The following is a 13714-nucleotide window of genomic DNA, read 5'->3' on the forward strand; positions in this document are numbered from 1 at the left end:
GTAATGTATATATTAAAACTGAATATTTACTCCGGCATTGAATACCCGCATCGGCGGCATTACACGTCCGTATGATTCTCTTGCATCCGGATCCATGGAATAACGGATTCCGGTCCACGTGATAAGGTTGTTGCCACTCAAATAAAAGCGCAGGGTTTGCAATTTGATCCTCTTCAGAAAAGAGGAGGGAAGCCGGTAACCTATCTCTACGTTCTTAAGCCTCACATATGATGCATCCTGTACCCAGAAACTGGACTTCTGATAGTTGTGCAACCCAAGCGTAGGCGAAAGCTCTACCCGGGGATAGGATATTTTTTCACCTCTTTCGTATCTTCCCTGCTCCCATCGTTCCAACTGCCATGTGTAGGCCGCCCCCCAATCGCTGTCGAAAGGATATGCTCCGGCATGTTTTGCAAAATAGACAGAGACATTTGCCGCACCTTGAACCAATGCAGTCAAGTCAAAACCCTTATACGAAAGGCCAAACGAACCACTGTAATTGATTTCCGGAAAATCATTGTATCCTATCGGGCGCATATCCTCTTCCGTAATACGCTTGTCACCGTTCAAGTCACGATATTTCATATCACCCGGCTTCAAACCGGCTCCTTCCCATTGCGAGATGGGACGTTCCGGGTCGTCTATTTCCTCTTGCGTATTGTAAAATCCGTCGAATACCAATCCAAAATGTTGTCCTACCGACTGCCCCGTCCGACGCATCCATTCGTATCTACGGTTTGGCTCGTCCTGGAAAACGATGGTATTGCGGGCAAATGAATAAAGACCCTTCACCCAATAATTGACAGCTTCAATTTTATCCCTGTATCCAACCTCCAGTTCATAACCATAATTGTCGACTTTACCTATATTTGCAGGGGAGAGTTGGATCGCTACCAATTCCGGGATAGTAGACAAATTCCATAAGATATTATCGCGTTTTTCCTCAAAGTAATCAACCGTGATACTCATTTTGTCGTTCAGCAATTTCATATCAAAACCTGCATTCCATTTTCTTGCACGCTCCCATGTGACGTTCGGATTGCCCGGAAGTCCCTCTTTGTATTGTGAATAGGTGGCCTGATTAACGCCCGGAATACCGAAGGTGGTACGCGCATTCCCGTCATTGGTCAATGTATAGGGCCCCTGAAGATAGAGATATCTGTTGCCACCTATCTTGTCATTCCCGACTTCTCCGTACGAGCCACGCAGCTTCAGGAAAGTAAGCACTTTGTTTTCAGGAACGAAAGATTCTTCGGTAACGATCCATCCAAGTGAAAATGCGGGGAAGAATCCAAACCGCTTCCCTTCGGGGAAATTTTCCGAACCATTATAACCCGCATTTATTTCTGCCAGGTATCTACTTTTGTAATCGTAGGTAACACGGCCTACTAAACCGAGATACGCAGTCGGTAGTTTGTATTGCATACTGGGATAATAGGCCTTTTGCATGGTACCCAGCAGAAGTCCGGCTACCTTGTGATCCTTCGCTATGGCAGCCTCATATTCAATAGCAGCTTCACCATACATTTTTCTCCATTTATTGGCATCGGAAATATTTTCGCTCAAACCATAATACGGACCGCTTTCGTCGTTCCTGAAAATAACAGGGCGTCCGGTCTCCGGGTCTTTCACAACAGTATATGTATCGAAATAACGCTGACGTCTGCTGTACTTGTTGTAATACGAGTCATATGCGCCCATAGCCCTGACTGACAAACCTTTTAAAAATTTATCAAGTTTGTATCGCAACGATATATTCGTATTGATCGTATTGGAGTAGTTCTTTTCCTGTAAACCGTAACTACCTCCACTGGTAGGACCTGTCTCGACCCATGGATTAAACTCCAATACTCCCTGTGGAAAACCGGATACTTCCGTAATAACCTTACCGTCTACAAAACCGGGACTCGACATAGGCGCCGTACTTGTCGCCTTGTCAAATGCCGCCCATGCACCGCCGGTAGGAAAAATGTTCTCGGTGACCTGATTCCCTAACTTTACGGACAACAACAGGTCTTTCGTAACGTCAAAATCAAAATTCATACGCAGATTATAACGGTCGTAGTTGTGTTCGGGCGAGAAACCGAAATCCTGTTCCGGTTTGTTGTATCCACCGAACTGATTGAAATAGCCCAAAGAGGCAAAATAGCGCATACTTTCGCTACCACCGCTTAAGTTCATATTGTATGACTGCTGAAACGACAAAGGTCTTATCAACTCTTTAATCCAGTTTTTATCAGGATGAAAGATCGGATCTTCCCCGCTTTGATAGATACGTAAGTCTTCCTCCGAAAAAGTAGGAGTACGACCCATATTGCGCTCTGCTTCGTTCCTTAATATGGCATAATCATACGAGCGAAGCATCTCCGGCAATATCGATGGTTGCAGTGCCGCTGCATTCATCGTGGCACTGACTTTCGGTTTACCTTCTTTCCCCGAACGGGTTGTTATCAAAATGACTCCGTTAGCGCCTCGGACTCCGAAAACAGCTGTTGCCGAAGCGTCCTTCAATACGTTCAGTGTCTCAATTTCATTAGGATCAATATCGTTATAGGTAGTCCTTTCCACACCATCAACCAATATCAACGGAGAAGCACCTCCGGTATACAAAGTACCGATACCTCGAATACGGATATTCGCTCTGTCATTACCAAACTCCCCCGATACCTGTACGGATTGCAAACCGGATGTGAGGCCTGTCAATGCATTACTTACCCCAGCTACCGGCGCTTTTATCAAGTCTTCGTTCGAGACAGATGTGATAGCGCCGGTAGTCGTTATCTTACGCTGTGTACCGTAACCTATCACTACAACCTCATCCAAAGCCTGCGTGTCTTCTTGTAGTGTGATGTCAAAAGTCGTCTTGTCTCCGGTATTAATGTCCTGTCCGAAATAGCCTATATAAGTTACCCGAATCTTTGCATCATTATTCACCCGAAGTGAAAAGTTCCCGTCGACATCGGTAACCGTACCATTTGTAGTTCCTATTTCAATTATATTTGCCCCTATGATAGGTATTCCTTTTTCGTCAACAACTGTGCCGGTTATCACTTTCCTTTGCTGCTGGCTGACGTGATCTTCATAACCTTTATCTGCCATTGAGTAAAAAACAATGGAAAATAATAAAAGGGAAGTTATTCTCACAGTCAATAAAAAATGTTTAATTGACTCCCTTTGTAGGTAATTATCTACCTGTTGAATCATTTTTTTCATACATATATAATTGTTTTTGTTAACAGTTTATCAGAATTTCACTTGTCCTATTCAAAATGAATGAAATCATATCTTTATACTGAATCTATTAATCAGCATGGTATAATTATATTATATAAATAAAGAAGTATTGGTATTGAAGTAAATCTTAGATAAGTTATATCCGTTATCGGTACTATTTGATTACTTTCACCAGATCGTCAGGGTTTATACCTACACCCGGCTCAAAAGCATCACTGTTCATATACTGAATTAAACTGGCTCTTAATTGACGCGCTTCAGGCCGTGATGCTAAATTATTGACAAGATCTGTCCCGCTTACCACTATTCTTCCTTTACCTATTTTTGCCTCAAATACTAAAGCCAGGCTTCTGTTGCTTACCCAGTCATCAATAATACGGACTATTGGCTTCAAATCCATAGCCAAAGAATCTAATATTATAGCATCTGCATGCCCCATCGCATCCCACCATTGCCAATTCGAATGGTATTCGGTAGGAAAATCTTTAAGAGCGGGATGTGAAGGATCACACAGAATTCCAAGAGTGTGAGGTTTCTGGTTTCCAGTCCAGGCCGTATTCCAGAATATACTCGAGAAACCTACCCCTACGTTTCCGCCTATTTCCGGAGACACCTTACCTTTACCCAGACTGAGCAATATCTTTCCGCCATTCTGTAAATATTCCAAAGTGGATCTATCAATATCCTCAACAACTTTAATATCCGCTGATTCAATATTTTGGTTTTCAGGATAAACCCAAATATCCCATGAGTTCTCAAACTTTTCTATATTTATTTTGAGACTCAATTTCCGGGATTCATTTTTATTCCGGAAGCTATAGACCACCTCTCCCAATTGAATGGCATTTCCTATAGGAATATCCTGCTGATCCAACATCCCTTCTGAAATAATTTCATCATCCTCTACAAGTTGCCATTTCGGGCTGATGGATTGTAAAGGTTTTTCTCCGAAGTGTGCCACCTCTATTTTTGCAGTCATTGTTTCACCTTCGGTAAAAATATGTTTTTCGAGTCGTGCCAATGGAACCGTAGTATTACAAAACCGGCTGTATTCTTCAGGGGAAATATAACCTTTCTCTTCCCAGAAAGGATCGAGAACACCCACCAACGCAGTGCCCTGGCCCGGAAAGTCATGCAGGTCAAGTAACTGAAAGCCGGCAAAACCAGGAGTACGAAGTGCAGCTTCAATATCAGCCTTGTAACATAATGATTGTAGTTTTCCGGAAGCCAGTAAAAAACTATCGGCCAAGTGCCCCATCTTATGTGCCCGCAAGCTTTCCTGGAAAATTTCAAAATTCTTGGGTTTCAATACCCCGGTGTATTTCTCCATTTCCTTAAAATTAGGATACACGCACCATTGGCCAATTTCATGGCTTACTACAGGAATTCCGTCTTTAGGCACTTTTTGTGACCAGTCGTAATCAGTGTGTGGAGGTTGTGAGTTAATGATACTGTTCAATCCCTCTCCCCACCTCTGTATACGCGGCTCAGGAATATTATGGTAATCATTTACCTTTAATACAGGCCAACCTGCGCCACTGGTATACACACGACGATCATCCTTTTCTTTCCAGTAACTTACAAACTCCGCAAGAAACTCGTTGGACTTCGGCCCCCCGGGTTCATTCCCGTAAGCCATCATCACAAAGGACGGATGGTTGCCATAGTTTTTGACGATTCGCTCGCTTTCATCCCAAATATACTGGTCTACAGGCAATCCGCTTCCCAATTGTGTACTTTGGTTGGCCCAGGAAGAACATTCAATCTGAAGGTAAACACCCATTTCGTCTGCTGCTTCAAAAGCAACTTCCGGCGGACACCATGAATGAAACCGAATGTGATTCAAACCATGGGCTTGTATAGCCGTGTATATTTTCTTCCAATATGCAATGTCGGTAGGCGGATAACCCGTTAGAGGGAAAATAGCACATTCCAGCGTTCCACGCAGGAAGACAGGCCGGCCGTTAATGGCAAAACGGGAACCCTCTGCCTTAAATTCACGTAACCCGAAATCAACTGAATATATATCCGTTTCATGACCCGAATTCATCGTAAGAAGGAGTTTGTACACATTCGGATTGAATTCATCCCATAGCAGGGCGTCTTCTCCCATGTTATACATCATCTCCACATCATTCTTACCGGGAGAGATCTCAAACTTCCACGATTGTCCCTTTACTTTTTTACCATTTTTCTTAAGACGGGCACTAACAGAAAACTTTACAGTGTGTGTTTCCGAAAGGGAATTATTCACTGTTGCCTTTACTTTCACAGTCTTATCCTCTACATCCGGGAAGACCTCTATATTATCAAATAATATCTTTCCTGCAGTTCCCAGTGATATTTCCCCTACAATACCATTCCAGTTCGATTGGGTATGATCGGATATACTATGCGAATTTTCCCCGACGTCAATATCTTTTGTCCGATTATCAACACGGATGGTGATGATGTTGCTACCTGTTTCCAAGAATGGAGAAATATCGAATATATGTGGTACCGCCAGACTGTTCTGCATACCGATTCGCATATCATTAACCCAAACGGTAGATTCCCAATGAGGGCGTTCCAAAGTCAACAAAACAGTTTTTTCCTCCCAATCAGCCGGTATGGATATCTCCTTCCGGTACCATGCGGCACCGGTATATTCTTTTTCCGGTTGAAGCCAGAATGGGAACCGGACATTCGCTGAATCAACATAAGGAGCATAATTCGGGTCTTTATACCACTCCGGATTCTTAATTCCTCCGGTCCATTTAGTTTGAAGCGTTATATCGTTTCCCTTGCCGTTCTCAACCATTGAACCAGGTAGAACTATCGTTTCAGGTAAATTCTTTTCGAACCATCTTTCATTTATTCCACGATCCTCCGGATCCATCTGAAACTGCCATTCACCTGATAGGTCAATTTTTTCAATCTTATGTTTTTGACAGGATAAAATCAAAAACGGAAGAGAGATCAATAATAAAATTCCTTTTTTCATCGTGAAATACAATTAATTTAATTGATTGATTGAAATAACACTCATTGTTCCCTGGTAATTCACATCCAATTCCAACACTTTTTCCATAGACAGACAGGCTTTTTCCTTTTCACCTAAGCCTAACCATCCCAATGCCATTACATTATAGCAATGTATGCGGTTACGTTTATTCAGATCTTCTTCCCAGATCGCCAGATCGGGAAGCGATACCGCAAAATATTCGATTTTGCAATTGTCATTCATGTGCTTTTCTCCATGTTCAATTAATTTTTTAAAACGTTCCTGTGCTTTTTCTTCATTACCCAGCGCTCGCCAGGCCAGTCCCTGAAAATAGATCTTATCGGGATTCTCATCATTGTAATAGAATGCCTGTTTAGGTTCATCGGGGCCTTTGGTTGCCTTTGTAAACCATTCAATTGCCTTTTTCTCATCTTTTAAGCCCCTATAACAAATACCCTTGTAATATTCCACATCGTTCTCATTCACCGTACTTAATTTCCCTTCTCCCAGATTATGCGGATAGACATCGGTTTCCTTCAATAAATCCAATGCCAGACTGTAGTTTTTTTCTTCGATGGCTTGTTTGGCCAACTGGATCCGGCAATAGGTATACTGGAAGGTGATTTTTCCTTCCCCTCCTTCCCACGGATGGAAATTCCGGGCAGCACACAATGTTTTAGCCGTTTCATATTCACCCAATTGATTGTATAATGCGATCCGTTCTATAAACAGGTCGTCACGTTGCTCCACCAGATCCATATGCTCTTCCAGTACTTTGAGGCGTTCTGCAGGGGCATAATTCAGTTTCTTATATAGCTGATCCAACTCCATCAGTATGCGGGGATCTTTATTATCCAGAAAGAATGCTTTTTCAAGTAATTGCAGGGCTTGTTCTTTCTTATCTGCTTTATTATAGTATGCCAGTGCCAGGTTTCGTAATACGGTAGGAAATTCGTCATTGATCCCGATTGCCTTTTCCCAACATTCGATCGCTTCCTTATATTGCCGCTTTGCATACCAGAAATTCCCCAAATAATACAATGCTTTGAAATCTTTCGGATTCACTGTAAGCACATGTTGAAGGATGACAACTTCTTCCAACCGGTTAGGAAAACATTTATCGGGCGATACCCCGAATGCCTTATTATAGGTATCCTTTACTTCATTTTCTTTGCCAGCGTGCGACAGGAAAAATCCCAATGCATACCGGATCATGGGATAGGAACCGGCATCTGTCCCTATAGCCCATTCCAACAATTCAATCGCTTCATCGTATAATCCGGCTGCTGCAAAGTCCAACGCATATTCGAGATAGCTGTGCGGATTACCCTGCAAAAGCTCCACAATTTTCCTTTTCAATTCCTCTTTTCCCGTAAAGAGATATTGCTCGAAAAGGCATCCCACATTAAACCGGTCGATCTCCAACGATGCCTCCGTCCATTGTAAGGCAGTATCCGATTTTCCCTTTTTACGCAGTATGGAAGCCTTCAACTGGCGTGCTTTGTGATTGTGCCAGTTGCAGAGCAGGCTCTGTTCAATATGTTCCAGCGCTACATCCCAATTTCTACGTGTACAATCTATCTGTGTAATTGAAAAATAAGCGGGATCTTTCCATGCCGCATTCCACGCCGATTTAAAAAAGGCGTTGTAAGCTTCATCCAATTTCGATTGTAATTTCAGGCAGCACCCTAAATTGTAATGAGGCTCGCCATCGTATGGATTAGGATTTCTTTTGGTAAGCGTCTCGATTGCTTTTTCGAAATAGGATTCGGCCTTTTTGAATTGTCCCCTTCTCATTAAAAGGAGTCCGAGAGCGTTGTTACAACGCACATCCCCCGGATCACGCGAAAGCGCCTCTTCATAATAATCAACGGGATTGAACGTGGCATGCCGGTATTGTTCCAGATGAAGACCGGTAAGATAAAGCTGCTCGATCAGAGGTATATCTTTCGGATCATCGGCCGCTTCGGCAGCCGGAGGCACTGAACTATCCGTTTCTTTTCCGGTAGTGTATTTCAATAGCTCACTTCCATTGTCCGTTGAAATTGTCAACACAATATTCTCCCTGTTTCCATTATTCAGTCCGACCGTTTTTTTAAAGGGTGTTTCAGGAGAGAGTTCTGTTTTTTCATTCAATAAGAGGCTGCCGGTTCCATTTTTCAATGAGATTGTCACTCCCTTCTTTGACGTGCCATATACAGTAACGGAAGCTGTTTTCCCATCCACTTCAAGACCGGCAATCACATCTTTCGTTGCATTTTTTACGCTGCCAACCTCCGCATAAGGCATAAAATACTGCGTCCAGGATTTCTCTTCATAAGGCTGCAACCAGCTGAAATCAGGTTGATTATCGGTGTACACACCCGTCATTAACTCGATATACGGCCCGTCTTCATCCGTCAGGTTACGTTCCCATGCCTTTCCGAAATCACCATTACCCCAGGTCCACTGTTTTTTCCCCGGGGAGATATGATGATTGGCGATATGCAGCAATCCCATATTCGATTCTTCATTATATCCGCCCACGAAATCGTAATTCGATTGTATCGCCATATAAGATGTCGGAACCGGAATATTGGCATATCTCGAAATATCAACACCCTCCGAATAGTCATGCTTATAATACATTCCGGTAGCTATAGGAAACGAGGATACATCCCTCTTCCCATGGTCAAAGACAGCATTTACATCGGGTGGAAAAACCGATTTGTAGGCATCATCGGCAGCCACTGCAGGGTTGGCCCACCAAAGAAAGGTCTGGGGAAACGGTGTTCTGTTGTACACCTTCGCTTTAATCTCGATATATGCCTTGTCGGGGTAGAGTGTAATGCCATGCATTCCTTTTAACCGGAACATACGTTCCACTTCATTGCACCATACCGTCTTACTTCCGTCGGGATATTCCTCTATCATAAATTCGGCAGGATAAAAGGTACTGGGACGATGATGCTGCGGCCAGTTAAATTCTATACCTCCGGATATCCACGGGCCGGTTAAGCCCACTAAGGCCGGTTTGATCACCTGGTTGTAATAGAAAATATGCGCATTCCTTATCTTGTCGTAAGCCATCTGGATACGCCCTCCCAACTCAGGCAGGATCATTACCTTAATATATATATTTTCAATAAAGAGCGCTTTATATACTTTATTCGTTTTTTTGTCCCTGATTTTTTCAATTACCGGATAGGGGTATACCACACCCGAACTTCCCTGGTAAACTCTTTTTTCTAAAAAAACCGGATTTCTTTCTTCTTCTCCCACTTCGTAAGTGGGAAGAGAGATATTTTCCATCCATGCTTTTACAACCTGAGGGTCGTCGACTGTCGATTGAATCAAATAATTCGTCACTTCTTCCATTTCAAAAAATTGCTACTGTTTTAAATACAAGGTTGAAACTCTCTTTAGTGTATATTATTCATCTTACTTATCGTAATTGATATTCAACCTATTGGCATTAAAAAATATTGATATTCAAACTAATTAAAACTATTTCATGTTTTGTATTTAATTCTGTTAGTTCATTTTCCTGTAATTATCTCCTCGATTTCTTCCAATGTTTTTCCTTTTGTTTCGGGAAGATTCACCTTGATGAATAAGAATCCCGCTACGCAAATCAATCCGTATAGCCAGAATGTCCCGGAGGCGCCCAATGAATTGTTCAACAGGGGAAAAGTATAGGTGAGGACAAAACTGGCGCTCCAAAGGGCAAAGGTTGAGACAGCCATCCCTTTGGCCCTTATCCGTGTGGGGAAAATCTCGGAAATGACAATCCATGTAACCGGGGCAAGTGTCATGGCATAACAGGCAATCCCCAAAACGACAAGTATCAACATCATTATCCCTTCAAGCCGGAAATAATAACCGGCTCCCAACACAATATAAATTGCCGACAACCCGACTGTCCCCACAAGCATCAGCGAACGCCTTCCCAATCGGTCGACGGTATACATCCCGACAAATGTGAAGATTACATTCACCACTCCTGTCACCACAATATTGAACAGCATGTCGGACACACCGTATCCCGCAGCCTCAAAAATTTCCTGTGCATAGTTGAATACCACATTGATACCGCACCATTGCTGCAAGATAGCTATCACAATGCCGATCATCGCGATCCGGAATGCTTTTCCCCTGAAAAGAGCTGATAACTTTACTTTTTCAGCGGTTTCCTGCGTTGTTCTTTGTACTTCTTCCACCAGTTGCACTGCATATTTCCTGTTGACTATTTTAGAGAAAATATCAGTAGCTTTGTCATATTTTGTTTTCGCGATCAGCCACCGGGGACTTTCAGGAACAATAAAGGTAAGGACGAGATATAAAATCGCCGGGAAAACGGGAGCCCAGAACATCCATCTCCAACCGACCTGCCCATTCCACGAATTAAGGATATCCTCACCGGGTATTACCGGTCTTGCGATCAGCCAATTTACAATTTGAGCGGATAATATTCCTAAGACAATGGCTAACTGATATATGGCCACAAACTTTCCTCTTACCGCGGGAGGTGATATTTCTGATAGGTACATCGGAGAAATATTCGACGCAATACCGATACCTACACCACTAATTATCCTGAACAGGATAAACTGGTCGATCGTTTGGGCAGCCCCCGTACCGAATGCCGACAAGGCAAAGATGACGGCGGCCAGAATCATCATGAACTTTCTGCCGTATTTGTCGGATAATCCGCCGGAGACAACCACCCCTATCAGGCATCCCAGAAGCGCACTGCTCATTACCCATCCCTGAAGCCACGGAATGTCCGCTATTGAAAAATAGACTTCGTAAAACGCTTTAGCGCCGCCTATCACTACCCAATCATAACCAAAGAGATATCCACCCATTCCGGCAATCAACGAAATAAGAATCAGGTATCGACTATTCACATTGTTTTTTTCACTGTACATGGCCTGTTTTTTATTTTTACAAAATTAATTGGATAAAAAATGATTAAAATGTATTATTTTTTGCATTAAATGTAAGAAATCACTATTTTTGATGATAATTTAACAACATATCAAGCAGATAGCATCAATCATGTAAAATATCAATATATAAATGTAAAATATCATGACAGAAAAAATAGCAGACGGATTCAAAAATGAGAAAGCGATCATACTTCCTTATAATGTCCGTGATTACCTGAAGATCAATCATGTCACCAGGCATTTGCACGTGACACATATCGGGTACTATCCTGAGGCAAAATACCATTTCAGGGAAAGAAAAAACGGTGCGGGCCAAAATATACTCATTTACTGTGAAAGCGGTAAAGGATGGATAATATATAAGGGCGAAAAAATATATTTAGACAGGAATCAGGTATTCATCTTACCCGAGAACGAAGCGCATGCATACGGAGCGGATGCACATGATCCATGGAGTATTTACTGGATTCATTTCAAAGGGGAAGATACGGACCGGTTTTCTTCACTTATCGGCAAAAAAACCGATACCGGCGAATCACATAGTGGCCGTATAGAAGACAGGCTTGCCCTTTTTGAGGAAATATATCAAAACCTGGAAATGGGATATAATCCGGAAAACCTGGAATATGCCAGTTATTGCCTCTCTTACTTCCTCGCATCCATTAAGTATTTGACACAATTCAGGGAAATCAAGAATGCAAAAGAGATGGATGTCATTCAAAAAAGTATCATTTTCATGAAAAACAACCTGGAACAAAACATCGATCTCGAAGATATTGCCCAACACATAGGTTATTCGCCTTCCCATTTCGGAAATTTATTCCAGAAGAAAACGTCCTATTCACCTATGGGATATTATAATCAACTGAAGATACAGCGTGCATGCTCTTACTTACAGTTTTCAGACTTAAAGATCAAAGAAATAGCTTTCCGGCTCGGGTACTATGATCCTTTCCATTTTTCCAAAGCATTCAAGAAAGAGACCCGTTTGACACCCAAAGAGTACAGGAGGAAATACAACCCGTAAAAATCAAAAAAATTAATTTATTTACTATTTTTCGTCAAAGGATAACCCAAACACTACCGGACTAATCGAAAAAAAACGATGCTATTATTCAAATTGATAATTTACCCCCTATTTCCCGACCACATACAACTGAAAATTCTCATACCGTTTCACCACCACTTCATCTCCTTTATCAATGAAACCTTTCAGTGAGATGGCATCATAAAAATCCCCATCCACATTCACCATGCCCGAAGGACGAAGATCGGTTGCCGCCACACCGGTTTTACCCACCAGGGATACCGGTTCCATAGAGACAGATATATATCCTTCCTGATCGGCATGGAGTGCCGCAAATTGCAGGAATCCGGGTTTACCGATCCGGCCGGAGAGGTAGATAATAAGCACAAGCCCCATACCGGTACCACCCAGGACAACCATCAGCGCCCTGAACATTTCCATGGCGGGTAATCCTTCAAAATTAAACCGTATATTGCCTATGAGTGCCAGCACCAATGCCGAAAAGACAAAGAGTATTCCAAGAATGCCCGTTATTCCAAAACCGGGAACAACAAATATTTCAAAGACAATAAAGATTAGCCCCAGGACAAACAGCAACACTTCCCAGTTCTGGGCATACCCCGTCAGATAAAGGGGCGTGAAATAGAGGATTGCGGCCGTAATGGCTGCAGCTGTGGGGAAGCCTACACCGGGCGACTGCAATTCAAAATAGATACCTCCTATAATAAACATGATGAGGAATGCCTGTACAATCCCGTTAGTAAGAAAACCTCTGACCTTATCATAAAAAGAGGGATTATAGGTCTCTAAAGTGTAGTCGCTGTACCCCAGATGGGTCACGATCACTTCATGCACACTTTCCGCAATACCGTCGCAATAGCCTAATTCCGTAGCCTGACTGGCTGTAAGGGTAAGTATCTGTGTAGAGTCGGCAAAACCGGGTATTACAACCCTTTCATCCACCATCGCTTCCGCAACTTTTGGATCGCGTCTCCATTTTGTGACGGTATCTCCCTCATGGACAGTCACTGTCTTGCCGTGACTCTCGGCCGTGGCACGCATGATTCCCCGCATATAGGACTGATGCTTATCGGATGCCCTTTCACCGCTCCCTCCTTCCACCACTGTTGCAGCGCCGATAGAGCCGCTGCTGCGCATGAAAATACTGTCACAGGCAATAGAGATAAGCGCACCGGCAGAAGCGGCGTTATTGTCAATAAAAACATATACAGGGAGGGGAGCATTGAGAATGGCCGTACGCATAGAATCGGCCTCCAGTACGCTCCCTCCATAAGTATTCATATGTAAAAGCACTGCGGCGGCATCTTTTCCGGTTGCCTCATGAAGTCCGTTTTGGAGATATATCCATGTATTACTGCCTATATTTTCCTTTATATTGATCCGGTATATCATGGGCTTGGCATCCTGAGCCGAAAGATCAAAAGAAAGGATCAGAAGAAGCAGGAACAATATGATTTGAAATTTTCTCATTTTTCACAAGGTTTAATACAACAAAGATAATAGATTTTGCGATTCACT

At 42.8% G+C, this 13714-nt stretch carries 6 protein-coding genes; 1 reads left to right on the forward strand and 5 read right to left on the reverse strand.

The window, feature by feature from the left end:
• Positions 1-12 precede the first annotated feature (12 nt).
• From PSM36_RS10205 to PSM36_RS10220, 4 genes are all read right to left on the reverse strand, one after another.
• Positions 13-3099, reverse strand: a complete 3087-nt coding sequence (locus tag PSM36_RS10205) for a SusC/RagA family TonB-linked outer membrane protein (protein WP_076932181.1) — start codon at positions 3097-3099, stop codon at positions 13-15.
• A gap of 289 nt (positions 3100-3388) precedes the next feature.
• Complete coding sequence (locus PSM36_RS10210) at positions 3389-6217, reverse strand: sugar-binding domain-containing protein (protein ID WP_076932182.1); 2829 nt, start codon at positions 6215-6217, stop codon at positions 3389-3391.
• 12 nt (positions 6218-6229) lie between these two features.
• Positions 6230-9574 carry a DUF5107 domain-containing protein gene (locus PSM36_RS10215; RefSeq protein ID WP_076930813.1) on the reverse strand — a complete coding sequence of 1115 codons (3345 nt, stop codon included), beginning with the start codon at positions 9572-9574 and terminating at the stop codon, positions 6230-6232.
• A gap of 161 nt (positions 9575-9735) precedes the next feature.
• Positions 9736-11127 (reverse strand): sugar porter family MFS transporter, encoded by a 1392-nt coding sequence (locus PSM36_RS10220; RefSeq protein ID WP_076930814.1) that lies wholly within the window; start codon positions 11125-11127, stop codon positions 9736-9738.
• A 163-nt stretch (positions 11128-11290) separates the two neighbouring features.
• Here PSM36_RS10220 and PSM36_RS10225 point away from each other — a divergent pair, with 163 nt between their 5' ends.
• Positions 11291-12175: an AraC family transcriptional regulator gene (locus tag PSM36_RS10225; RefSeq protein ID WP_076930815.1), complete on the forward strand. Its 885-nt coding sequence runs from the start codon at positions 11291-11293 to the stop codon at positions 12173-12175.
• A 108-nt stretch (positions 12176-12283) separates the two neighbouring features.
• On the opposite strand, the gene PSM36_RS10230 is transcribed toward PSM36_RS10225, so the two are convergent.
• Positions 12284-13666, reverse strand: a complete 1383-nt coding sequence (locus tag PSM36_RS10230; protein ID WP_076930816.1) for an NfeD family protein — start codon at positions 13664-13666, stop codon at positions 12284-12286.
• Positions 13667-13714 lie beyond the last annotated feature (48 nt).

This window comes from Proteiniphilum saccharofermentans, assembly GCF_900095135.1.
Taxonomy (GTDB): domain Bacteria; phylum Bacteroidota; class Bacteroidia; order Bacteroidales; family Dysgonomonadaceae; genus Proteiniphilum; species Proteiniphilum saccharofermentans.